The organism is Lederbergia graminis, from assembly GCF_042655485.1.
Lineage (GTDB): Bacteria > Bacillota > Bacilli > Bacillales > Bacillaceae_C > Lederbergia > Lederbergia graminis.
On the sequence record NZ_JBHSMC010000025.1, the window covers coordinates 103,131 to 129,702 of the forward strand.

General features: G+C 36.9%; 19 protein-coding genes. All 19 read left to right on the forward strand.

Annotated elements, in window-relative coordinates:
- Positions 1-458 precede the first annotated feature (458 nt).
- The 19 genes from ACFPM4_RS16750 to ACFPM4_RS16840 all read left to right on the forward strand — a co-directional run bounded on the left by ACFPM4_RS16750 (position 459) and on the right by ACFPM4_RS16840 (position 26,265).
- The gene (locus ACFPM4_RS16750) at positions 459-2,486 is read left to right on the forward strand and encodes a sensor histidine kinase (protein ID WP_186324687.1); all 2,028 of its coding nucleotides are present in this window, start codon (positions 459-461) and stop codon (positions 2,484-2,486) included.
- Entirely contained in the window at positions 2,486-3,211 is a 726-nt protein-coding gene (locus ACFPM4_RS16755; protein WP_382354275.1) for a response regulator transcription factor, read from the forward strand. The genes ACFPM4_RS16750 and ACFPM4_RS16755 overlap by 1 nt, the downstream gene beginning before the upstream one ends.
- 150 nt (positions 3,212-3,361) lie before the next feature.
- Positions 3,362-4,420 (forward strand): aldose epimerase family protein, encoded by a 1,059-nt coding sequence (locus tag ACFPM4_RS16760; RefSeq protein WP_382354278.1) that lies wholly within the window; start codon positions 3,362-3,364, stop codon positions 4,418-4,420.
- A gap of 255 nt (positions 4,421-4,675) precedes the next feature.
- Positions 4,676-5,593: a ribokinase gene (gene rbsK, locus ACFPM4_RS16765; RefSeq protein WP_144922111.1), complete on the forward strand. Its 918-nt coding sequence runs from the start codon at positions 4,676-4,678 to the stop codon at positions 5,591-5,593.
- A gap of 255 nt (positions 5,594-5,848) precedes the next feature.
- Positions 5,849-7,195 (forward strand): ABC transporter substrate-binding protein, encoded by a 1,347-nt coding sequence (locus ACFPM4_RS16770; protein WP_382354281.1) that lies wholly within the window; start codon positions 5,849-5,851, stop codon positions 7,193-7,195.
- Positions 7,196-7,306: 111 nt separating this feature from the next.
- Positions 7,307-8,191, forward strand: coding sequence for a carbohydrate ABC transporter permease (locus tag ACFPM4_RS16775; RefSeq protein WP_382354284.1), 885 nt, complete (start codon positions 7,307-7,309; stop codon positions 8,189-8,191).
- 27 nt (positions 8,192-8,218) lie between these two features.
- Complete coding sequence (locus ACFPM4_RS16780) at positions 8,219-9,037, forward strand: carbohydrate ABC transporter permease (protein WP_382354287.1); 819 nt, start codon at positions 8,219-8,221, stop codon at positions 9,035-9,037.
- A 73-nt stretch (positions 9,038-9,110) separates the two neighbouring features.
- Positions 9,111-11,309 carry a DUF6259 domain-containing protein gene (locus tag ACFPM4_RS16785; RefSeq protein WP_382354290.1) on the forward strand — a complete coding sequence of 733 codons (2,199 nt, stop codon included), beginning with the start codon at positions 9,111-9,113 and terminating at the stop codon, positions 11,307-11,309.
- On the forward strand, positions 11,309-12,826 hold the full coding sequence (locus ACFPM4_RS16790) for a sulfatase-like hydrolase/transferase (protein WP_382354293.1): 1,518 nt from the start codon (positions 11,309-11,311) through the stop codon (positions 12,824-12,826). Before ACFPM4_RS16785 ends, ACFPM4_RS16790 begins: the two co-directional genes overlap by 1 nt.
- 142 nt (positions 12,827-12,968) lie before the next feature.
- Positions 12,969-13,976, forward strand: coding sequence for a LacI family DNA-binding transcriptional regulator (locus ACFPM4_RS16795; protein ID WP_144922099.1), 1,008 nt, complete (start codon positions 12,969-12,971; stop codon positions 13,974-13,976).
- Between the two features lie 15 nt (positions 13,977-13,991).
- Positions 13,992-15,062 (forward strand): DUF4185 domain-containing protein, encoded by a 1,071-nt coding sequence (locus ACFPM4_RS16800; protein ID WP_144922096.1) that lies wholly within the window; start codon positions 13,992-13,994, stop codon positions 15,060-15,062.
- Between the two features lie 81 nt (positions 15,063-15,143).
- Positions 15,144-16,226: a glycoside hydrolase family 172 protein gene (locus ACFPM4_RS16805; protein WP_144922094.1), complete on the forward strand. Its 1,083-nt coding sequence runs from the start codon at positions 15,144-15,146 to the stop codon at positions 16,224-16,226.
- Between the two features lie 305 nt (positions 16,227-16,531).
- A complete protein-coding gene (locus ACFPM4_RS16810; RefSeq protein ID WP_382354298.1) occupies positions 16,532-17,740 on the forward strand; it encodes a glycoside hydrolase family 43 protein in 1,209 nt (402 codons plus the stop codon).
- 188 nt (positions 17,741-17,928) lie between these two features.
- Positions 17,929-19,434 (forward strand): alpha-L-arabinofuranosidase C-terminal domain-containing protein, encoded by a 1,506-nt coding sequence (locus tag ACFPM4_RS16815; protein ID WP_382354301.1) that lies wholly within the window; start codon positions 17,929-17,931, stop codon positions 19,432-19,434.
- A 34-nt stretch (positions 19,435-19,468) separates the two neighbouring features.
- A complete protein-coding gene (locus ACFPM4_RS16820; RefSeq protein WP_382354304.1) occupies positions 19,469-20,956 on the forward strand; it encodes an FAD-dependent oxidoreductase in 1,488 nt (495 codons plus the stop codon).
- 38 nt (positions 20,957-20,994) lie between these two features.
- Entirely contained in the window at positions 20,995-22,143 is a 1,149-nt protein-coding gene (gene dgoD / locus ACFPM4_RS16825; protein WP_382354307.1) for a galactonate dehydratase, read from the forward strand.
- A gap of 581 nt (positions 22,144-22,724) precedes the next feature.
- Entirely contained in the window at positions 22,725-24,299 is a 1,575-nt protein-coding gene (locus tag ACFPM4_RS16830; protein WP_382354309.1) for a type 2 periplasmic-binding domain-containing protein, read from the forward strand.
- 187 nt (positions 24,300-24,486) lie between these two features.
- A complete protein-coding gene (locus tag ACFPM4_RS16835) occupies positions 24,487-25,344 on the forward strand; it encodes an ABC transporter permease (RefSeq protein WP_382354323.1) in 858 nt (285 codons plus the stop codon).
- Positions 25,345-25,371: 27 nt separating this feature from the next.
- Positions 25,372-26,265, forward strand: coding sequence for a carbohydrate ABC transporter permease (locus tag ACFPM4_RS16840; RefSeq protein ID WP_382354311.1), 894 nt, complete (start codon positions 25,372-25,374; stop codon positions 26,263-26,265).
- Positions 26,266-26,572: the final 307 nt, after the last annotated feature.

The window sequence follows — 26,572 nt, forward strand, 5'->3', positions numbered from 1 at the left end:
AAAGGATTTGGGCTGAAATGTCTTATAGAGACATTCTAATGGACACTTGAGCAAAGGTTGTGGCTGAAATGTCTAATAGACTCATTCTAATGGACATTTCGTCATAGAAACTAAATTAAAATGTCTTATAGAATGATTCAAATCGACATTTCTACTACGAATACATGCAGAAATGTCTAATACAAACCTCTTTCAATAAAAATGGTTCTAATCAACACCACATCTTCGTATCCTTTAAGAAAAAACTCATAGATCACTATTAATCAACATATTGTCCAAAAGAACCCCATCCCTAATCAACCTTTCTCCTCCTATTCTCTTATACATGTTGGGTCTTCTCTCACCAAATATATTAAATTTCTGGTTCTAAATGTTTAGGAATTTTACAACATATGGCACAATTTAATGGTATAATTGGAAATATATTCATAAATTTTGCGTTGGATAGAGGGGAGTTTATGTCTTTAAGACTACTAAAATATGTTTTTGTTCTTTTCATCATTATCTTTATTAATAGTATAAGTCACCCGAAAGTACAAGCAGCCACCTTACAACCTTCCACCAATAAACTAATCTTACATTCATCTTTAGAATTATTGGAAGACAAGGATAATAGTCTAACAATAGAAGATGTAGTTTCACCAACATACTCCAATCAATTTAGCTCTCATGAATCAACAGAGGTTCCAAACTTTGGTTATGCAGCATCAGTATATTGGGCACGGTTTGAAATAACGAATCAATCTATGCTGGATACGTGGATGCTAGAAATAAGTTATCCACCACTTAATGAGATATCTATATATATTCCAAATCAAGATGGTGAATATGAGAAACACCAGTATGGAAACCAGTATCCGTTTAAATTTAGAGAAATCATTCATCGGAATTTTGTTGTACCTATCGATATGGAACTGGAAGAAAGTAAACTGATTTATATTCGTTTCGAGACAGACGGAGCACTCCAAATGCCGTTAACGCTCTGGGAGCCAACTACCTTTATTGAAAAAACGCAAAAAGAGTTTATCTATTTAGGTCTATATTACGGTATAGCAGCTTCCATGATTTTATATAATTTGTTCCTCTTCTTTAGCTTACGTGATAAAAGTTATCTATACTATGTGATGGTAATTTTCACTTCTATGTTTGCTAATCTAGCTTTAAATGGTCTAGCATTTCAATACGTATGGCCAGATTATCCATGGTGGAATATGCGATCCATCGTATTTTTCATCTGTTTAGGAAGTGCATTTTCGCTTCTGTTCACAAGGAATTTCTTAGATATGAACATATATTTACCAAAGTTTAAGCGGTTCTTTCAATTTGCGATCTTGATGAACTTCTTAAATGCTGGTCTTCTATTTATTTCCTATCCCATTGCTTTAAATGTAATGGTAGTTAGTGCTGTCGTCACGATTGTAACGATATTGAGCGCATCATTTATTTGCTTGAAAAAAGGTATAAGGCAAGCTCGCTTTTTTCTATTAGCTTGGGTTGTCTATTTAATAGGCTTTTTTGTATCAATCCTAGCTGATGGTGGAATTCTGCCGTTAGTTGTTTGGACAAAATATTCAGCTCAAATTGCTGGTGTATTTGAAATGATATTGCTTTCATTAGCACTTGGAGATCGCATTACGATTATGCGTCGGGAGAAGGAAATAGCGGAACGTGAAGTAAGAGAAAGTCAAAAACTGGCAGTCGCTAATAAGCAACTTAGACAGATGGAAAAGTCACGTACTGCATTATTAACAAGTATTGCACATGAATTGGGAACACCGATTACATTAGTGCAAAGTTATACTCAAGCAGTGCAGGAAGGACTAATTGAGGCTAACAATACAAGATATATAAATATGATTCAAAAGAGGTTGACATTGTTAGATCGTTTGACAAAAGATTTATTAGAATTAGCGAAGCTGCAGTCAAATCATATTAATCTTGATTTCCAGCAAGTAAATTTTGGGGACTGGGTGGAGAAATTCGTGCAAACAATTGAGCTTGATACGAACCAAAGTGGGCGCATATTTCACTATCCTCCACTTGAAGAGTATAAACAGATGGACGGTTTATATATCACCATTGATAAAGAAAGAATGGATCAAGTTTTCACGAATATAATATGGAATGCTATTAAACATACCTCCGAGATGGAAGGAGAAATTACGCTTACTATCACGATTGAAATGCAGGAAGAAGTGCAGGAGTATGCTGAGGATGAATTAGAAGGTAGAGTAATAATTGCAATTCATGATAATGGTGAAGGGATTCCAGAAAAAGATATTCCATTCGTCTTTAATCGTTTCTATCAAGCGTCCAATATACAGAAGGATGATAATGGGATGGGGCTAGGGCTTGCAATTACTAAGGAATTAATCCATGCCCATAAGGGAGAAATTTGGGTAGAAAGTAAAGTTCTTCATGGAACTACATTCTATATTGCGCTGCCACTTCTACAAAATCGAATTCATATAAAGGAGAGAGTTTAGTGAGTAAGGATCGCGTTCTTGTTGTAGATGATGAAGAGGGAATTCGTGAACTAATTCAATTATTCTTGCAGAAAAAAGGTTATGAAGTGTTATTAGCAGATAACGGATATAAAGCTCTAGAAATTATTATTAAACAGCAACTGGATGTCATTTTACTAGATGTGGAGATGCCAGGGATGCAGGGCTTTGATATATGTGAGCAAATACGTATGATTACAAAGGTTCCTGTTATTTTTGTAAGTTGTAAAAAGGATTCGATTGATAGGATCAATGGATTAAAAGTCGGAGGTGACGATTATATTACAAAGCCTTTCGATTTTAATGAATTAGAAGCAAGGATATACGCGGTTTTACGCCGTGGTGAATGGGGGAACAAAGATAAAAGAGATTCTACCATTCTTGCGTTCAATCAATTACACATTCATACAGATACATATGAAGTTTTTTTAAATGGAAAGCAAATCCGTCTCTTGCAGAAAGAGTTTCAGCTATTATTGTTGATGGCCAAACACCCGAATCGTGTATGGACCGCAGAACAATTATATGATCATGTTTGGGGGGAATACTCAGAAGGGAGCATCCAAACAGTAAAAGTTCATATCAGTAAATTAAGACGCAAGCTAGAAACTGATCCTACTAAACCTGAATATATTCAAACCGTACGTGGCTTTGGATATAAATTCGTCGGTGACAATAAGTATGAACAACAGGGAATGACTTTATAAAGAGATAACAAGTAATATTCATAAAGATGTTATGCGAATACTGTCTATGAATCCCTAAGTATTAATGTTAATTATTCTTATAACTTTTCCATAATTTATGATAGAATCATAGTATGGATACGATTACAAAATAAAAGGGAGACATAACAAATGAATGTAACGAAGAAGTTATTTGGGCATTTGCAAGACAAACCAGTATACGCTTACACACTGAAAAACGACAACAATGTAGAACTAACAGCAATTGACTATGGATGCATCATCACAAAGCTCTACACACCAGATGAAAATGGCAAACTTGAAAACATTGTGCTTGGTCATGATAATCTAGAAGATTATTTACATAGATCACCATATTTTGGAGCAGTAGTAGGGAGAGTTGCTGGACGAATTGGTGGTGCTAAATTCGAACTTAATGGCAAGACATATACGCTAGCACAAAATGAAAACGATAACCATCTTCATGGTGGATTAGTAGGATATGACAAAGTAATCTGGGATGCTGAAGTAAAAGAAGGCGAAGATGAAGCGAGCATTGAGTTCTCATACTTAAGTGTAGATGGGGAAGAAGGATATCCAGGTAATTTACAATTAAAAGTAACATATACTTTAAATAATGATAATGAATTTTCGATTCAATATGACGGAATTTCAGATGAAACAACATTATTAAATATTACGAACCATTCATATTTTAACCTTAGTGGCGAATTGAAACGTGATATTTTAGACCATACATTAACATTAAAGAGTGATCAGTTCTTAGAATTACGAGATAATCTACTACCATCAGGCGAACTTATTCCTGTGGAAGGTACGACATTTGATTTCCGTTCTGGTAGAAAGATTAGAACAGGTGTGGAATCCGATTATGCTCAAAATAAATTAGCAGATTCTGGATATGATCACCCATTTGTCTTAAGTACCAACCATGATAGTGAAATTTACTTGGAAGATACTGAAAGTGGACGTACACTTACAATTGAAACAGATGAAAAAGCAGTTGTAGTGTATACATCCAATATGCTTCCAGAAGAGGGAGAAGTGTATGGTGTTCCTTCTAGAAAGTATTTAGGAATTTGCCTTGAGACACAAGGTTATCCAGATGCACCGAATCATCCACATTTCCCAAATTGGATATTAGAGAAAGATCAAAAACGTACTTCCGTAACCAAGTATAAATTTGGGACAATTTCTGCAAAAGCTTAATCATCGTCATTATAGAAAGGGTGCTCTCTTACTTTCATAGAAATAAGTAGAGCACTCATTTCTATGAATCTTAACTTTTTTCAAAAGAATAGTTGACTAATATTCATGTTAATATTATTATATATGTAAACGATTACCTAGAAGATTTAATAAAAACACTAGTAATTGTGTAAACGATTACTAATTAATCTAGGAATATCCTGAAAACGATAACCATAGTTATTATTAAATAAACAGTAGAAGGAAGATGCTGCAGTGGGTATTTTAGTTATCGGAAGTTTTATGATGGACTTGGTTGTTAGAACACCAAGAGCACCACAAAATGGAGAGACAATCATCGGTACTAGCTTTTCGCAATTTCCAGGTGGGAAAGGTGCTAATCAGGCAGTTGCTGCTGCAAGATTAGGTGGCGATGTAACAATGGTTGGTAAGGTTGGTAACGATCCATTTGGAGATGAAGCATTAGCTACAATCGCAAATGAAAACATTAATATTGATTACTTTTTACGTGACGATAAGCTGTCAACAGGAGTTGGTTCCGTTACATTAGAGGCAGATGGTAATAATAGAATTATCGTTGTACCTGGCGCTAATATGAATTACTTATCATCTGACTTAGAAGGAATAAAGGATATTATCAAAAAATCCGATTTACTTATCGTTCAGTTAGAAATGGATTTGAAAATGACAGAGGATGCAGTAGCATATGCTGCCGCAAATAATGTACCAGTAATTTTAAACCCTGCACCTGCACAAGAGTTAAGCGATGAATTATTAGCAAATGTTACGTATCTTACACCAAATGAAACAGAAGCGGAAATACTAACTGGTATAAAAGTCGAAACAGATGATGATGCTGTACGTGCTGGGAAAGCGCTTTTAAATAAAGGCGTGAAAAATGTGGTAATGACACTTGCGGAAAAAGGTTGCTTAGTTATGAATGATAACGGTCCAATCTTTGTTCCTGGATTCCCTGTTTCCCCAGTTGATACAGTAGCTGCAGGTGATTCATTTAACGGAGCACTTGCCGTTGGGATTGTAAACGGTAAACCGTTGGAAGAAAATGTGAGATATGCAAATGCGGTTGGGGCTTTAACTGTTTCTAAAGAAGGCGCTATTCCATCTTTACCATACGCCGAAGACGTTGAGAAATTTATGAAAGAATATAAATAATTATTAGGTTTTTATCAACTCATCATCTTGTATAAAAGTAGATAACAACAATTTGCTTATCTGCTTTTATACAACTTAAAGGAGGTGGTGCACGAAACCGGCGTGTAATCATGCGCCCGATTTGTCGAAATTTGTCGATAAAACAACACTGATTTTTATGTAAACCTTTACCTGGGAATTACTTCAAAGAAGTTTCCATACATCAAGAAAAATTATTGTATTTGAGAAAAATATGAATAAGGAGGCGTTTGAAAGATGAAGCGCAAAAAGCATTTTATAATTCTAATTGCTACACTATTATTTGTTTCTACTATTCTTGCCGCATGTGGTGATGGCCCAGGTGGAAAGAATAATCCAGATATGGAAGGAAAAACAGTAATCAATTTCTGGACACCTGCATGGGATGAAGCATCAGAAGATTGGTGGAATAAATGGATTGATAAATATAACAAAGAACAAGAAGATGTATATGTAAAAATTGAAATTATCCCTGGAGATGCTTGGGATCAAAGAATAACTGCTGCACAAGCTGCAGGAACTAGCCCTGATATTACAACGATGAACTATAATAAAATTGTTTTCTCTGCAGACCAAGGGAAAATCGTAGCATTAGACGATTATGTAGATGCAGCAATTTTCGATGATCTATATGATAACGTTCGTGACTTTATTTCAGTTGATGGTAAGCATTACGCATACCCAATGCTAGTAGAACCATCTTCACTACTTTTCTATAACAAAGAAATGTTCGAAAAAGCAGGCTTAGATCCGAACAAGCCACCGAAGACTTGGGATGAGCTAATCGAATATGGTAAGAAATTAAAGGATGGAAGAATTTCTGGTTTAACAGCTGCAGGTAACACGTCAGAGCTTGGTTGGACACATTGGGGTCTTCAAGCGATGGTAGGAGCTTCACCGATTAGCGATGATTGGTCTGAAGCAACAATTAACAATGAGAAATATGAAAGTCTATTAAACTTATGGGGAACACTTTATAAAGAAGGTATTTTCCCTAAACAAATGCCAGGTCCATATACAGATATTCAGCCGTTTGCTGAAGGTCGTACTGCAATGGCAATTAATGGTTCTTGGGCAATTAGCCAATTAAGAAATGACTATCCTGAAATTCTAGATAATATTGGTGTAGCTGTATTACCGACACCAGATGGTAATCAAGATGTCCCTACTGCATCTTTAGGTGGATGGACATTAACAATTGATGGTAACTCTGATCATAAAGAAGAGGCTGCTGATTTCATTCAATATATGCTAGCTGGCGATGAAGAAATCATGATTGACTTCTTCAAGAATACAACAAAATTCTCAAAATTTGCTGTTCGTAAATCTGTTGATGAAGTATTAGCAGAGGATCCTGAAGCAAAAGATGATCCATGGAGAAAAATGATTGCAGAAGAAGTTGTACCTTATGCGGTAGCAGAACCAATTTATGCTTGGGAAATTAGCTTGGCTTATGCAAATGCAATGGAACGTGTTTATCTGCAAGGTGCAGATGTGAAAAAATCATTAGAACAAGCTGAAAAAGAAATTAATGACTACATTAAGACGAATGATTATGCAGGTACAAATCCAAAGCAAAACTAATTTGACTCAAGTAGGGAGGACTGGAGAAGCAATTCTCCAGACTCCCAAATTTATACTTTGTGAAATCGAAATTAAATGGTAATTACGCTTTACTAATGGGATGGTGAAATGATGAAAAGCCAATTTTCTTTAAAAAAGAATGATGTGAAGACAGCTTATGGAATGTTACTTCCGAATCTTATTTTATTGTCAGCCTTCGTTGTCATTCCACTCATTTATGCAATATATGTAAGTTTTTATGAATGGAGTTTTTACCAAGATAATGTTTTTGTTGGCTTTCAAAACTTCGAAAGGGTTATAAAAGATCCACTTTTCTTCAAGGCGCTATGGGTAGGTGTGAAATTCACCTTAATCGTAATTCCTGTTCAGTTAATAGCAGCATTTCTTTTTGCTAATTTAATTCGCTTTGTTGGTGGGAAAATTGGTGGCTTTGTAAAAACATCTATTTATGTTCCACACGTAATTTCCGGTGTTGTAGCATCTATTATCTTTATTTTCATTTATGATTATCATGGTGGTCTTGCTAATGCTGTTCTGGAAATTTTCGGTGCAGAGCCAGTTGCATGGCTAAATGATATTAAGATTGCCTTAGGAAGTATATCCGTTCCTGCAATTTGGCTAGGATTTGGTTTTACAACCCTTATTATGCTTGCTGGTTTAAATGATATTCCGAGTTCATATTATGAAGCTGCAGAAATAGATGGTGCGAATGCGGTTCAAAAAATGTTCCGTATTACAATTCCATTGTTGAAAAATATATTTGTATATTTACTCGTTGTTGGTGTGACAGGTGCAATTCAACAGTTTGACTTACCATATATGATGACAGGCGGAGGTCCATTAAACGAAACGACTACTCCAAACCTATTTATCTATAATCATTTTAAAAATGATCCTTATATGGGATATACAATTGCATCAGCATTACTATTGTTTGTCATATTAGGAGCTATTTCAGCATTGATCTTCAGACTTATGAATTCTAATAAAGACTAATTGTGTAACAACAATGGAGGTGAGCATATGCATAACAAAGTAAAGAGAATAACCCTTAGAATTATAGGAATTCTGATCGGATTAGCAGCAATCTTCCCGCTGTTTTGGATGGCACTTGCCGGATTCAAATCAGACCGAGAAGTACTTGCTTATCCATTCAAGTTCTTCCCGACAGAATGGGACTTTTCAAACTATCAACAATTGTTCCAAGACCCTGCGTTTATACGTTCGATGGGAATAACGTTTGTTGGAGCGATTATTTTTACAGTATTAGTATTATTAATTAATTCAATGGCTGCTTATGTGTTTGCGCGATTGAATTTTCCATTAAAGAATTTTTGGTTTATGTACGTGATTATGACTATCTTTATTCCATCAATGGCAATATTGATTCCATCCTATATAGTAGTTGCGAAACTACAAATGCTAAATACAATGGCAGTGCTTATTCTTCCAGGTTTGGCTTCTGCAATGAACGTTTTCTTAATGCGTCAATTTTATTTAAACATCCCAACCGAATTAGAAGAGGCTGCCTTTATAGATGGAGCATCCAGATTCAAAATTTATTGGTATATATTCATTCCTTTATCCATCCCAGTATTTGTACTTGTAGGTATTAGTGCATTTCTAGGATATTGGAACGCATTAATTTGGCCAATCATGACAATTTCGGATGAAAGCTTATATCAAATTATGCAGTTGCTATCTTATTTCCGATCTGAGCAAAATACAAATTGGGCGATGATAATGGCAGGATCAACTGTAGCGGCGATTCCAACTATTGTATTGTTCTTGATCTTCCAAAGACATCTTGTGGAAGGAATTAAAATTTCTGGAATTAAGTAATGCTTTACAATAGAAAAGATGATAACCTTTAAGTGAAAGTTTGAAAAAAACGAAAAACTTAGGGGGAAACATGATGAGATTAGAAAACGATTACCTATCGATTTCTTTTGATCATGAAACAGGATCGATTACAAGTATTTTCGATAAAGAAAAGCAGCTAGAGTACATTCAAGAAAAACAACATGCCGTACCATTTCGCGTTGAAATCGAGGATAAACGGATAAGTGAATTTGAAGATTTTACGCAAACATCGTTAGGAGATGAGGGCTTTGCTTTTACATGGAAAGTACAATCCAACTTACATGTATCGGCGCAAGTAACCTTATCTAAAGACAAAAAGGAAGTCTCTTTTACTAGCGAAGTTGATAATCGATCAACTTATTCCGTGATTAGTATCGAGTATCCGATAATCCCGAACTTAGGTATGATTACCGAAGATGGAAAAAATGATTATCTTGCACATTCCTTTGCAACGGGGTTTCGGATACACAATCCTTCTATTCACTTTAAAAAGGATTGGAGAGGATTTACCTACATGCCTTATCCGGAATCCTTTTCTGGTTCGACCATGCAATTCTTTAGTTACTATGGTCAAGGAAAAGGTGGACTGTACTTTGCGGCGTATGATCCAGATAGCTATTTGAAATGGCTCAATTTTTATAAAAATGATCATGATTTGTTAGAGGCATCCTTCATTCATGCGTGTGAGGATATTGGCGCACAAAAAGGAATGAAAGTGGAATATCCCATTGTCGTATCCTTGCTTGATGGTTTGGATTGGTATGAAGCTGCTGATAAGTATAAACAATGGGCACACAACCAATATTGGTGTCAAAATGGTAAAGTAGTAGATTTACCTAATGAAGAAAAACCTACATGGTTGTTAGAAGAAATGGGTGTTTCCACATTCGGAATCAATGCCGGAGTAGATCGGACGAAATGGTTGGAAAAATATCATGAATACATCGAAACAAAGATGTTTCATATATTAGGACCAGATTGGCCAAAAACAAACCAAGATTTTCATAATCGCTTTCCTGGTGGCATAGGGGATTGGTTTCCAACAAGGTTTAATGAAAAAAACTTAAAAGCGATAAAAGCATATGGAGATAAATATGCTCCGTTTGAATTTGGCTATTTATTCAATGTAAACGGTTCCGATGGTGAACTCGGAAAGAAGGCAATGCAAAAAATACCTAAATCTCCAACGAAAAGTATTGATAAGTATGTATTTCCGATTCTTTGTCCTACAGAGGAGTTTACACAGAACCTTCATGTTGAACGTGACGTACAGTTATTAAAAGAAAAAGATGTAGATGCGGTGTACTATGATATTTCCGCTAATAATGTCATGATGAATTGTACAGATGAATCACATCAACATACGATAGGAGCGGGAAGACAAATTGCTCTCGCATTCAGAGATAATTATATAAATACAAAGCAAGCATTGAGGGAAGAAGCACAAGGTAAGTATGTTCCAATGGGCACAGAAATGATGAATGAAATATTTTTGGATGTGCTCGATTATTATCAAGCAAGAGCGGGTGGACAACCAGCATCGATGCTAGAAGGATGGAATATAAAACATTTATTAATTTCTGGGGAAGCAGAACTCATTCCAATGTTTGCGTATGTTTATCACGAGTATGGTGCAGTCCGCTTAGATGGTTGGGGAAAGTTAGTAAACGAGATTGGTGATTTATTTTACTATACTGTTGCCCGTACGTATTTGTGGGGTGGATTATATGAATTAAACTATGAATATAGTCCAATGGAAGCAATTGACGGGGAGGAAAATTCACCTGAGGAACATTATTTTTCGTTTCAACCAAAGGGATATGAATTTGATCCAGAACGCGCTAAATATGTTGGTCAGTTTGCCAATTTACGGACAGGGATGGGAAATAAATATTTAGCTTATGGAAAAATGTTACGACCACTTGATTTTTCTAGTAATAAAGTGAAGCTTAGTTGGTATCATTATAATTGTGGAGAAAATTCCCCTGATTATGATGCTAAAGGTGAATTAGTAGTAGATAGTATTGTTCATTCTGCGTGGCAATATAAGAATGAAAGTATTGGGGTGTTTTTTGCTAATGTAAGTGAAGAGAGTCAAAATGTAACGTTTGCTTTAGATAAGGAAAACATTGAATTATATAATGAAAGATTACATGTTTATCAGGGGCAAACCCGTTTGGATGCAAATGAAGATGGCACTATCACATTTTCTATCAATCCGAGGAGTGTCATTATGTTGGAGGTAAAATAATGACGAACCAACCTAATATTCTAGTTATTTGCAGTGATCAACATCATCCATTGATGACAGGATATCGAGGACACTCTCTAGTGAAAACACCGAATTTAGATAAGCTTGCGGAGGACGGGACTCATTTTACACGGGCATACTGTAACTCGCCAGTGTGCACTCCTAGTAGAATGAGTTTTATAACAGGGAAATACGTTTCTCAGATTGATAGTTGGTTTATTGGTTGCCCCCTAGATCCTAATGAAATGACGTGGGCCCGTCGGTTAGACGAAGCAGGGATACCGTCTACCATGTTAGGGAAAATGGATTTCTGCGGAGACTATCAAGATGGTGGCTTTACAGATTTCAAGATTATCGAACGGCGAGCTGCATATGACCCTTATCCAAGGAATACGCCGTTGGACTCTCGTTTAAAAGGATATATTCGACCTGATAAACGAAAACACATTGAAAACGCAGGCATTCGTCCAGATGTAATAACCGACGGTGAAAATGGGCATGGGCCATTGGGATTCTATGACCATGATCGGATTGTAACGGAGTGGTCGATTGATTATATTAAAGAAAAAGCTAAGTCTGATATAAACGATCCATGGGCACTTTATGTCGGATTACTCTATCCACATTGGCCATTTACTGTACCGAAAAAATACTATGATATGTATTATGAACAACTAGATAAAATTGAACTTCCACATGATGCGAAGTTTCCAAATGAAAATTTGCACCCTGCGTTATTTCGTTTTCAACAATCATTAGATCTAGGTGTAGTAACGGAAGAACAATTGAAGAAGGTCATTGCCACTTACTATGGTATGATAACGGCGATGGATGATATGGTTGGACAAATCGTGGAAGAATTAAAAGCACAAGGATTATATGATAATACGTATATTGTGTACATGTCCGATCATGGCGAATCACTTGGTGAACATGGCTTGTTTTATAAGCAATGTTCGTATGAAGGATCTGTCGGGGTTCCATTAATTGTAAAGGGACCAAACGTACCAAAAGGTCAAAAAGTAGACCACCCTGTATCTCTAGTGGACTTATATCCTACGATTATGGATATGGCTAATCTAGATGTTGAATCCGATCGCCCTGGTGTGAGTTGGTTGCCATTGATTCGTGGTGAAAATCATGAACGACCTGAGTATGTCTTCTCTGAATACCACGGAAACTTTTTTCAGCAAGATTGGTATATGTTAGTAAAAGGTGATTATAAGTACACCTACTATGTAAAAGAACGCCCAACCTTATATAATATAAAACATGATCCAAAAGAAAATAATGAACTTGCACATGATCCTCAGTATGCAGAAATTTTGCGAGAATTTGAGGGATTATTAAGAACGATCTTAGATCCAGAAGAAGTATCATATCGCTCCAAAAAAGATTTAGGTTTAATTAGTCCAGATGGAAAAGATTACACCGAAACTCTAACTGTTCAACAACTTCACGAAAAAATAAAAGCTGGGGTTTTTCCGAATGAGCCAGGATTTCCAGTTTGGAAATAAAAATAAGGCAATCGGCCCAAAATTATTGAATAAAGTAGACGAAAATGCTTGAATTAGAGATGAATGTGTACTATGATAACGTAAACGATTACATAATGGAGGCGATACCCCTCCGAATTCATTATGTTTGGAGAGTTGACACTTGAATAAAGTTACGATAAAAGATATTGCTAGAGAGTCAGGTGTTTCAACCGCTACAGTCTCTAGAGTTTTAAGTAATAAAGGTTATGCTAGTGAAGAAATAAAAGAAAAAGTACGATCAATTGCGAAACGATTAAATTACCAACCGAATGCTGTTGCGAGAAGTTTAAAAATGGATCGGACAAACACGATTGGTGTAATTATTCCGGATATTTCCAATCCGTACTTTATGAAGATATCTAGAGGAATTGAAGATACACTGCAAAAATCGGGATATAATCTAATTTTCGTTAGTGGTGATGAAAATTCCGATAAAGAAAAGAAAATGCTTCAAGTATTAACGGAGAAGCGAGTAGATGCACTTGTAATAGCAACATCGGGTGGTAATGCAGAAGATATTAACCGAGTGAAGAATTCTGGTATCCCTGTCGTACTTATCGATAGGAAGCTAGAAACAGACTCTGACGATTTAGATTTAGTCGTAGAAGATAATATTGAAGGAGCATATCAACTCACTAATTATTTAATTAAAAAAGGCCATACGAAAATTGGAGTTGTAAACGGTTCCCTTGTTTCGAGTACGGGTACAGAACGTTATCTCGGTTACCGTAAAGCAATGGAAGAACATGGCCTAGACTTAGACCCGGATTTCATTTTCAACGGTCACTTTACACAAGAAGATGGAAGTAATGCTGTCACTTATTTTTTCAATAGAGAAGAAAAGCCAACTGCCATTTTATCATTTAATAACACCATGACATTCGGTGTCATGTTGCAATTAACAAGAATGGGATTACAAATTCCAGATGATATACTTGTTGCTTCCTATGGTGAAGCAGAGGCTGCTCAATTACTAAGCCCAGATGGGATTGTTAGTATTAAACAATCACCATATGAAATGGGTGTAAAGGTTGGCGAGATTCTAATTAATCGTTTAGTTAGAAAAATAAATAAACCAGTAACTGAAATATTTGAACCAATTATGAACGTAAAAACAAAGGAAATATAATAACTAGTTTGGGGGATGAAGGTCATTACCTATAATTCAAAGTCACAATCATTTGAATTAATCGCAGGTTCCACTCGAAAGGTCGCCCGAGTAACGGGTGTATCTTTACCTGGTGAAACAATACCGAATCCAAATAACACAAGCGAGAATTATAGTTTACGAGCAACAGATTTAGGGATTATGTGGGATGCTACAACAGATCCTGCGAAGAAAAAAATCATGATTGCCTTCGGAGATTCCTATGATGATGGATGGTGTGGGTCTGGAGGCGGTGGTGATCCTGCTGGTTGGCGGGGAAGTTTATTAGCAATCTCAGAAAATAGTGATGTAGAAAATGGATTAAAGATTACGAGAATGATAACAGAAGACGAAAATCCAACATATGCAAAGGAAATCATCCATTCCGAACATGATGTTTCAGGTAATGGAGACCATACAGCAATTCCTACAGCTGGCATAACGGTTGGAAATCGCCATTTTATACACTATATGCAAGTCCGAAAATGGGGAGAGCCTGGTAGATGGGATACAAACTTTTCCGAAATCGCCTTTTCTGACGATGAAGGACAGAACTGGGTTAAGTCTGGAGTCAAATGGGGTGCGGAAAGTAAATTTGCCCAAGCTGCTTATGTGAAGGCAGACGGTTTTGTTTATATGTTGGGTACTCCTTCGGGCAGAATGGAATCCGCTTACATCGCTAGAGTTCAGGAACAGTCCATATTAGACAAAAATCAATATGAGTATTGGGATGGTTCCGAATGGAAGAGAGATAAGGAAGAAGCAGCTACACCAGTTATCGAAGCTCCAGTAAGTGAGCTGTCTGTTGCCTATAATTCCTTTTATAAAAAGTGGATTATGGTGTACTTAAATGAGCATCGTTCAGCTATCGTAATGAGAAGCTCCTCTAGTTTAACCGATGGCTGGTCAGATGAAGTAGTATTAATGACTAGTCAGGACTATCCAGGTCTATATGGAGGATTCATTCATCCATGGACAAATACTGGAAGAGATTTATATTATCTCACATCAGAGTGGGGTCCTTATAATGTATTCTTAATGCACTCTACTTTGGATATTAAGCAATAATCAATCTAGGAATAACTTTCTCTTCTAGCGGAGAGATGTTATATAAAAAAATAATTATTATACTAAATGGAGGATTATCACATGACTGAGTTTAACGGGTTAGGATTAGGTCTTGGGAATATTTCACGCGTATCTAAAGCGAAATCAAGATCAATAAGTGCAGAGAACTTCACAGGTGAAAAAGGTAAAGGTGGTATGGCAACTGAAGGAACTGGTGCAGGTCCTGGCCGTGATTTAGGACAAGGCTGGAAAATCTCACCTTCTATCGATCTACAACCAGGTACTACAACTACACTTGCTGAAATTGAGGGTCCAGGGGTAATTCAAAGCATTTGGATGACTTGCTTCCCTGCTCACTGGCGTAACGTAATTATTCGTATGTATTGGGATGGAGAAGAATCACCTTCCGTAGAAGTACCTTTTGGTGACTTCTTTGCAAATGGTTGGTGCGAGCGTGTAAACGTTAACTCTTTACCAATCGCAGTTAACCCTGCTGGTGGAATGAACTCTTACTGGGAAATGCCTTTTAGAAAATCAGCAAAAATCACAGTGGAAAACAGAGATCACGTTGTGTTCCCATTGTACTATCAAATTAACTATGCACTAACAGATATTCCTGAGGATGCTGCTTACTTCCATGCACAATGGAGAAGAAGTAATCCACTAAAATATAAAGAGGTTCATACTTTAGTAGATGGCATCAAAGGTGTTGGACACTATGTAGGAACATATATTGCTTGGCAAGTAAACAGCAATGGCTGGTGGGGCGAAGGTGAAATTAAGTTCTACCTAGACGGCGATGAAGATTTTGCTACAATTGTAGGAACAGGTACAGAAGATTACTTCGGTGGAGCTTGGAACTTTGAACATCCAAAAGGTGAATACGGTACATTCTCTACACCATTCCTAGGTATGCCACAAGTAATCAAACCAGACGGCCTATATCGTAGCCAACAACGTTTCGGTATGTACAGATGGCATATCATGGATCCAATCCGCTTTGAACAAGACTTAAAAGTAACAATACAAGCACTAGGATGGCGTTCTGAAGGTAGATACCTTCCATTACAAGACGACATCGCATCAACATCATTCTGGTACCAATTAGAACCACATGCAGAGTTCCCTAAATTAGGTAGCAAGGATGATTTAGAAGTAATCTAATAAGATAAAATGCACTTCTCTCACGGGAAGTGCATTTTCTTTTGGAAAATGATTATAAAAACAAAGGCCAAACAATAAGCAAAATATTGTAGAGTATTATTTGCTTCGTTGTAAAAAGATGGTACATTATTAATTAGAGAGAACTACTAAATTAAGTATTTATTAAACTATTTTAAAATGAACAAATGTGATAAGAGCTGCATGTAAATATTCTACTATCAGAAATTGAAAACGATTACACGAACGGAGGAAGAATGGAGTAGTTGGATGTTCATTAATTTTCTTCACTAATGGGGGGATTACAAATGATTCGGATGAAATGGATCGGAATTTCCGTAAGTGTACTTATCATTGGTTTGGCAATAGTTATCTTATGGATGAGTAAGGGCGGAAATGAGGTAGAGAAAACAGCTAAAGACACAGATAAGGGAAAGGAGGTTGAGAATGTAGAGCCTAATGAGTCTGACGATTCAGATGACAATCCTGACAAGAACAAGGAGGAAGAAGTGGAACTTCCTGTAGTACCTGAGGGAATGCAACGGACTGCTTTTCAAAATCCGATATTTAAACATGATGCTCCGGATCCTACGGGAATCGTGAAAGCTGATGATGGGTTTTATTATATCGTTACAACTCAATCGATGTATTATGGTTCATTAAAAAAGTTACCTATTCTTCGATCACAAAACCTAGTGGATTGGGAGTATGTTGGTGAAGTGTTGCCTCAACTTCCTGATTGGCTTCACACAGGAGAAGTCAATGTGTGGGCGCCAGATTTGGTAGAACACAATGGTAAATATTATGTGTATTATTCTGGAAAGTCTAAACCAAATGATAGAGATGAGGACTTCGGTATAGGGGTAGCAGTTGCTGATCATCCTCTAGGCCCATATGAAGATAAAGGAGAGCCAATCGTAATTGGTCCATCGTTTTCAACCATTGATCCGTTTATTTTTATGGAAGATGATGGAACGAGGTATATGTATTGGGGATCTGCTGAGCAACCTATAATGGCACAAAAGCTTTCAGAAGATGGCATGTCTTTAGAAGGAGAGCCAATAAAAATTCTAGATGTAGAGGCGTATAAACCATATGAAAAATTATTAGAAGGACCGTGGGTAGTTAAACGTGATGATAAATACTATTTATTTGTATCAGGGAATAATTGTTGTGGTGAATGGGCGAATTATGCTGTAGTTGTAGCTGTTTCTGATTCTCCACTTGGTCCCTTCCAAAAATATTTGGAGATTGATGAAGAGTACAAACCACTATTGGAGGAAAATGAGAAATTTAATGCACCTGGCCATAACTCCATTATCACGGACGAAGCAGGACAGGATTGGATACTGTACCATGCATACGATCGTGGCAACCCGCAATGGGGAAGAGCGCTTATGATTGATAAGATTGAATGGGTCGATGGTTGGCCAGTAGTGAACAAAGGCAATGGCCCAACTTCTGGTCTGCAAAAAGATGGACCGATAACGTCACTTCCTGAGTCTTCCGATGAATGAAAAACTCCTTCCCGGTAATTAGGAATTTATTGTATCGAAATCAGTTTTTTTGAAAAAGGAAACAAGTAATCAAGATGACCTATTTTATAGTAATTGTAAATGTTTAGTATTCAGAAGAAACAAAATAATATAAAATAAAGGGGTAGATGAATCCCCCTGTTTTTTGTAAAGTCAAGGAGAGTGATGTTTTGAAAGCAGTTGTAGAAGTTAACGTCTATAAGCAAAAAGGGAGAATTAGTCCTTATATATACGGACAATATTTCGAACATTTAGAAGACTGCATCTATCCTTCTGTAATGGATAGTTTGTCGCCGAATTCGAATGAAGTAGGACTTCGACAAGATGTAATAGAAGCAGCAAAAGAATTGTCTGTTCCTATAATTCGCTGGCCAGGTGGCTGTTTTGCGGATTTTTACCATTGGGAAGATGGTATTGGTCCAAAAGAAGAAAGACCTGTACGCCGTAATTGGCATTGGGGTGGTTTGGAGTCTAATCAATTTGGAACGGATGAATTTTTGAAATGGTGCGAAGCTGTTGGAGCGGATCCGTACATTAATTTTAACTTAGGTACTGGTACATTGGATGAGGCACTTAGATGGATGGACTATTGTATTGGAACAGAAGAAACCACAGATGTACTTAGACGAAAAGCTAACGGTCGAGAAGCTCCTTACCATGTAAAGCATTGGGGAGTAGGAAATGAAACGTGGGGCTTTTGGGAAGCTGGACAAATGGATGCGTTAACATACAGTCAGAAAATACGGAATTGGGTCGAATTTATTAAAAAATATCAAGCAGATTCCAGTATTTTAGCTGTAGGTTCCAATGGAGGTCTTGATCCTGAATGGGACGCAGAGGTACTAAAACAAGCTGGAACATTTATTGATTATTTAACGATTCATAATTATGGCTTTTCAGTCGATCGTGAAAGTGGCGATGAATATTATTCTGTCGTATTTTCACCGACGTATTTTAAGAAGCAAATAGAGCAGATGATTAGTACTATAGAAGATTATGAGAAAACGTTATCATCGGACCACTACGTAAAAATCAGCATGGATGAGTGGAATATACGACATTTTATTGAGGATGAAAATGGACGCTATCATCTAAATCGAAAAAGTCCACGAAATATACAAGACGCGATTTTTGCTGCGGGAATTTTGAATACAATGATACAGTTAAGTCCACGTGTAGGAATGGCAAACTATGTGTTCCTTGTGAATGGCAACGGTGTCATGAATGTGAATGAAGAAGGTGTCGTTAAAACGCCACTTTATTATGTGTTTCAGCAATATGGACGATGGATGAACGGGGTATCGCTAGAAACAAGTATAGACAGTCCTACTAGAATTGCACCAACTCCCCAATTAATAGACCCATATTATAAAAGAGAATATACAGAAGAGGTTGTTAGCTACATCGACACTGCTGCCTCCTTGAATGACGATGGTTCGATCGTAATCTCCATCATTAATCGTCATCAAGATGAAGAGATAGATATCGAATTAGTTATTCCGAATGGGTTACAACCAACCGAAATATGGACATTAAATCACCACGATATTTACGCAGCAAATGACTTCGACAATCCAGAAAATATCCTACCAACAATAGAGAAAATAGAAGAGAAAATAACATCCTGGAAATGCCCTGCACATTCTCTCGTATTAATTAAATGTGAGCAAGAATAATAGTTTACAATCATCATACATTAGGAGTGAGAAAATGAACTATATTGTGGAACCAGAAAAGCAAGTAGAAGTAATTGCGAAACCAGATGTGTTAGTTGTAGGTGGAGGACCAGCCGGGATTGGAGCGGCAATTGCGGCAGCTCGTAACGGAGCGAAAGTTATGTTGATTGAACGTTATGGGTTTGTCGGTGGTAACTTAACGATTGCGATGGTTAATCCTATGTTCACATTCCATGATGTGAATGGGCAGCAAGTCATACGTGGTATTGCTGGAGAATTAGTAGAACGCTTAATACAGAAAACCAGTTCTTTAGGACATGTATCTGATATGACTTTTGATAATGCTTCCATGACTCCATTTGATCCAGAAGGTATGAAACTCGTATTGTTTGAAATGTTGCAAGAAGCGGGTGTAGAGCTGCTACTTCATTCTGTTGTAACCAATGCGATTAGAGAAAACAATGAAGTAAAAGCAGTAATCATAGAAAATAAATCTGGTAGACAAGCTATATGTCCGAAAATGGTGATTGATTGTTCAGCAGATGCTGATATTGTTGCTAGAATCGGAGCGCCTTTTATTAAGGGAAGAGAAGAAGATGGGATGATGCAGCCAGTTACATTATTCTATCGAATTGGAAACGTAAACACTGCTAATTTAAAGGCTTGGATGAAAGAAAATCGTGATCTATTGAAAGATTCACCAACAGATGAAGAAATAGATTCGAATCAAGCCTTAGCATTCCTAGGATTAAAAGATTTAGTGAAAAAAGCAATTGATGCAGGGGAAATATCGCCTGATGCTGCACCAAGAATTTTAATGTACCAGCTTCCGAAAGAAGGACAATTCGCTGTGAATTGCACGCGGTTACAAGGTATTGACGGTACAAATGTATATGATTTAACACGAGCAGAAATGGAAACACGAAAACAAGCATGGCAAATACATCAATTTTTACAAAAGCATGTTGGTGGATTTGAAGATTCTTACATTTTGGATAGTGGGGTTCAAGTCGGGGTTCGAGAAACACGTCATATTATTGGTGACTATACAATGCATGAAGAGGATGTCCTCTCCAGTCGTAGCTTTCATGATGGAATTGCTTGTGGAACGTTTGCGATTGATATCCATCCACCCGAAGGAGAACAGCAAGTTTTCACGGGATCAGGAAAAGCCGTTTATGAAATTCCATATCGTTCGCTACTTCCGCAAGGGGTTGATAACTTATTAGTTGCCGGTAGATCGATTTCAGCCACACATGCAGCATTCGGGTCTGCTCGTGTAATGGCGACATCGATGGGAATTGGTCAAGGAGCGGGTACAGCTGCTGCACTAGCTGTGAAAAATCGACTCACAACTCGTGAGGTGGACGTTGATGAAGTAAGGGGTCTATTGTTGAATCAAGGTCAGTATCTATTAGATGCAGATGTTGAAAAAATGGTTGATTCCAAACTGGTTTTAAATAGGGGAGAAGGATCTGGAGCAAATGCTAGCCACTTCAACCCATTTGCAAATAAAAATTAAATAGACATTCACAGCTTATCCACAAAGGAGAATTTAAAATGAAAATTAAAAAACTAGAACTCTTTAAAGTACCACCACGTTGGCTATTCTTGAAGATTACTACGGATGATGGTTTGACAGGTTGGGGTGAACCTGTAATTGAAGGACGTGCGGAAACAGTTAGAGCAGCAGTTGATGAACTAAGTAGTTATTTGATCGGTAAAGATCCACTTCGAATTGAAGACCTATGGCAAGTGATGTATCGTGGTGGTTTTTACCGTGGTGGACCAATTTTAACGAGCGCAATTTCAGGAATTGAACAAGCACTTTGGGATATTAAAGGAAAATATTATAATGCTCCAGTTTATGAATTATTAGGTGGTGCATGCCGAGACAATATAAGAGTGTACAATTGGATTGGTGGCGATCGTCCTAGTGACGTGAAGGCAGCGGCTCAAGCGCAAATTGATGCTGGCTTTACAGCAGTTAAAATGAATGGAACAGAGGAAATGCATTATATTGACTCTTTTTCCAAAATAGATGCGGTTCTAGAACGGGTGGCAGCTGTGCGTGAAATTGGTGGAAAGGATTTTGGGATAGGGATTGACTTTCATGGTCGTGTACATAAATCTATGGCCAAAATTCTAGCCAAAGAACTGGAGCCGTATCGTCCGATGTTTATTGAAGAACCGGTTTTACCGGAGAACAATGAGGCACTTAAAGAAATAGCAAAATATACTTCCACGCCAATAGCAACAGGCGAAAGAATGTATACACGCTGGGGCTTTAAACAGCTTCTACAAGATGGAATTGTGGATATAATTCAACCGGACGTATCTCATGCTGGTGGAATATTAGAAACTCGTAAAATTGCGGCGATGGCAGAGGCTTATGATATTGCGATGGCACCACATTGTCCATTAGGACCAATTGCACTTGCTGCTTGCCTGCATGTAGACGCGTGTTCACCAAATGCATTCATTCAAGAACAAAGCCTAGGTATTCACTATAATGAAGGAAGCGACCTATTAGATTACTTGTTGGATGCGAGAACATTCAAATATGAAAATGGTTCCGTGTCACTACCAACAGGACCAGGGCTCGGTATTAATATGAATGAGGAGAAAATCCGCGAAGTGGCAGCAATTGGCCATGACTGGAAAAATCCTGTTTGGCGCAATGTTGATGGTACAGTCGCCGAGTGGTAATGGATTTAATAAAGCAATAACTTGTGAGATTTGAATAACATCTCTCATTAATTGCACAATGTATATGAAAAAAAGGATAGGTGAACAGCATATGTAAAGCTGACTTCACCTATCCTTTTTAGTTTTATTTTATGAATCTAGAATTCTATTGATATTAATTACTTCTGATAAGAATGGAAAGTTTCTTTCAATTTATGATTAGCAAGTTTTTCTCTACGATAAATATCTACTAAACCTTTATTATTCTTGGTTTTTGGTCTTCCGTGGAACTAATCAGGCTCTACTCTACAATCTGTATACGGCCAGATAATCACTCACTTGTTTATACAATCCCCATTCTAACGAAGCAAAGCCAAAGACCATTAAATAAACTCTTCTATGCCCACCCAACAAATTAACAAGTTTTTACCCAACATTTTAACATGCTTTTAAAACGAGCCTCTCACTATATTTAGCGTAAGGGATTTTTAACAGACTAAACAAATTCAAATCAGGGGGTAATGTTCTCAGGTTAGTAAGTGAAAAGTATTTAAATTGTTCAGCAACCTTTGCCGAGTGTCTATTAAAAGGGAGGAACAGTAATGAAAAAAGTATATACGTATGGTTTGTTCCTATTAATGGTTTGTCTAATCATTAGTGGGTGTTCGAAAAACAAGTCGAATCAAGATTATGTCAGTGAGGGGCCATCGGAAAATTTTAATAAAGAGGGCTTTCCAATTGTGGATGAAGAGATCACATTGAACTTTTTTGCTAGAAAGTCACCTCCAAATGGTCCATACAAGGATATGCTAGTTTTCCAAGAGTATGAAAAAATGACGAATATGAAAATTGTCTGGGATGATGTTCCACAAGATGGTTTTACTGAAAGAAAAAATTTACAATTTTCTTCTAAAAAATTGCCAGATGCCTTTTATAAAGCAAGTATTACCCAATTAGAAGCAATCAAATATGGCACAAGTGGGATTCTAATACCACTAGAGAAACTTATTGAAGATTATGCACCAAATTTAACGAAACTTTTCAATCAATATCCAGAAATTAAAGCTTCTATTACTGCACCTGATGGTCACATTTATGCGATACCTGCCATCCTCACTTTGAATTCAGCGCGAACAGATAAAATTTGGATTAATCATACTTGGTTAGATAAATTAGGATTGCAAGAGCCGAAGAACCAAGATGAGCTTGAAAAAGTTCTAAGAGCATTTAAAGAAGATGATCCTAACGGAAATGGTGAAAATGATGAAATACCATTGACATTCCGAAATTGGAATCAACTAATGAATTCGATGTCTGGTTCATGGGGGCTCATTAATCAAATGGGGTACCATCTAAATGTAGAAAATGACAAGGTAAAGATTTGGATGACAGATGATCGTCTTAAAGATTACTTGCAATTCTTGAACAAGCTATATAAAGAAGAGTTGTTGGACCGTGGTGTGTTTACACAAGAGGAATCCATCTTTGTGGGGAATATGTCATCAGGGAATCTAGGAATGTTTTGGAATCAAGCTCCAGATGCGTTTGATAAAGTAAAGGAACATTACAGCGGTATCTCTCCAATTGTAGGACCTTATGGCGATCAACTGTATCCATCATCGCCAATTGCTCGTGACTTTGGAACATTTGCGATTACGTCAAGTAATAAATATCCATATGAAACGATGAGATGGATAGACCATTTCTATAGTGAAGAAGGATCGATTTTCTTAAGGTACGGAATTGAAGGAAAGACATTCTACTATAAAGAAGATGGCACACCTGAATCGAATGATGAAATATTAAATGATGAGCGTGGTATTGGAGTAGCTGTTGGTCAATTTTCCCCATATCCAGGGGGAGGAGCACCTCAATTAGTAACGGAAAGGAATGCTTCTGCTATTAATCCACCGTTAGCACAAGAGGCGCAAGAAAAGCTTGACCCATATTTGGCAAAACCGATTTATGGTACTCCATTATTTGATGAAAAAACAACAAAAGAAGTAGACCGTTTACGACAAGACATAGACTTGTACTATGAAGAGTCAACATCGAAATTTATTACAGGAGATCTAAGTTTTGAGAAATGGGATGAGTACGTTGCTACCTTGGAAGGTATGGGTATAAAACGTCTTGAAGAAATTTATCAAGAAGCATATGACCTGAACTATAAATAATCTATTACCCACGAGGTATGAAGACACCTTTATACCTCGTGTATTGTAGTAATGAATGAGAGGGTGTAAATGAGTGGAAACAATAAAAACAGGATCGCAAGCAAAAGAACCGCAAGCGGAACTAAAACTTATACCCCAAAAAAAAGGCCGTTTAAAAAAGATTTTATCTCGCTATGATTTGTATTTGATGCTTTTACTACCAATAACTTGGTATGTAATCTTTCAATATGGTCCGATGTATGGCATACAAATTGCTTTTAAGGATTTCCATCCTGCATATGGTTTTGCAGGTAGTGAATGGGTTGGATTTGAAAATTTTGAACGCTTCTTTTCTTCTTATTATTTAGGGAGATTACTTTGGAATACTTTTTCCATTAGCATGTTATCTTTACTTATTGCATTTCCAATACCAATACTTTTAGCGTTGCTCATTAGTGAAATACAAAATAAAAGGCTGAAAAAACTCGTTCAAAATGTAACATATGTACCACATTTTATTTCTTTAGTCGTCATAGTGGGGATGCTAAGTTTGTTTTTAAATGCAAATGGTGGATTCGTGAATGTAGTTTTAAATACGTTTGGAATTGAATCCATCCCATTTATGGCAAAAGCGGAATGGTTTAAAACAATATTTATTGGATCTAATATTTGGCAAAATATGGGGTGGCAATCGATTATTTATATTGCTGCATTAAGTGGGATTGATCCTGAGCTATATGAAGCGGCAAAAATGGATGGAGCTAGTCGTTTTCAAAGGGTGTTACACGTATCTTTACCGGGAATTTTTCCGGTTATCATTATTTTACTGATATTGGATATCGGTCAATTTATGAACGTTGGTTTTGAGAAGATCTTATTGATGCAAAACAACTTAAACTTAGCGTCTAGTGAAGTTATTCAGACTTTCGTATATAAAAATGGGATTCTCAATGGCGATTTTAGTTATAGTACAGCAATTGGTTTGTTTAACTCACTTATCAATTTCACTTTACTTATTATTATTAACCAATATGCGAAGAAAAAGGCGGAAACAAGCTTATGGTGACAAAGAAAGCCTTAAGGAGGGAGCATATTGAAGCAGAAGTATCAAAAAATATCTGATGGAAAGTTTTTTGATATTGGGGTCATTTTTATTTCTATATTGATTGTTATTATGGTACTGTATCCATTAATCTTCGTAGTTAGTGCTTCATTTAGTGATCCTGCAAAAGTAATGCGTGGAGATATGTGGCTCTGGCCAGTAGGATTTAACTTGGATGCTTATAAAGAGATATTGAATAATAGTGCTGTTTGGACTGGCTATAAGAACACCATTTTTTACACGTTACTAGGGACTTCCATTAATATTCTTCTAACTACTTTAGCTGCTTATCCTCTATCAAGACGTGATCTGCCAGGACGAAATGTATTTATGTTTCTAATTACATTTACCATGTTTTTTCACGGTGGGCTCATTCCAACATTTTTAGTAGTACAAGGCTTAGGAATGATAGATACGATATGGGCAATGGTAATACCAAACGCTATTGCAACTTACAATCTAATTGTGATGAGGACGTATTTTCAATCGAGTATCCCTTGGGAGTTACAAGAAGCAGCAATGATAGATGGATGTAGCAATATAAAAATGTTGTTTAATATTATTTTGCCATTGTCCAAGCCTATTATTGCAGTCATGATATTGTTTTATGCAGTGTCGCATTGGAATGCATTTTTTAATGCGTTAATCTATTTGCGGGATGATTCCATGTATCCATTACAACTAATTCTTCGAGAAATTTTACTTGTGAGTCAAGCAAGTGGCACAGAATCTGCAGGACAATTTGGCATGGATGAAAAGATACTGTTAGGTGAAAGTATTAAATATGCATTGGTAATTGTAGCTAGTGTGCCTGTACTAATTATGTATCCATTTGTACAGAAGCATTTTGTGAAAGGTGTTATGATTGGTTCGATTAAGGGGTAAGGAGTAGAAAAACAGACTGGGATAAAATTCGAAATATGTTGGTGCAACGATACCGCTACGGAAATACACTACGCTTTCCGCGGGCTTCGAAAAGCGGAAGGCGCTTGCTTATCGGCGACAAGCAAATGTTCCTACCCGAAGAAAGGTGTTCTTTACCTTTCATCGGGTAGGGTATTTGACCTCGAGCCGATGGCGCCTGCAGCTAGACAAGGCTAATGAGCCTCCTGATATGAACGAAACTGTCAAGGCTCCCACTCAATATTTTGTAATATAGATTTTTGGGCAACTTTAAGTTAAGGAGCTGTTT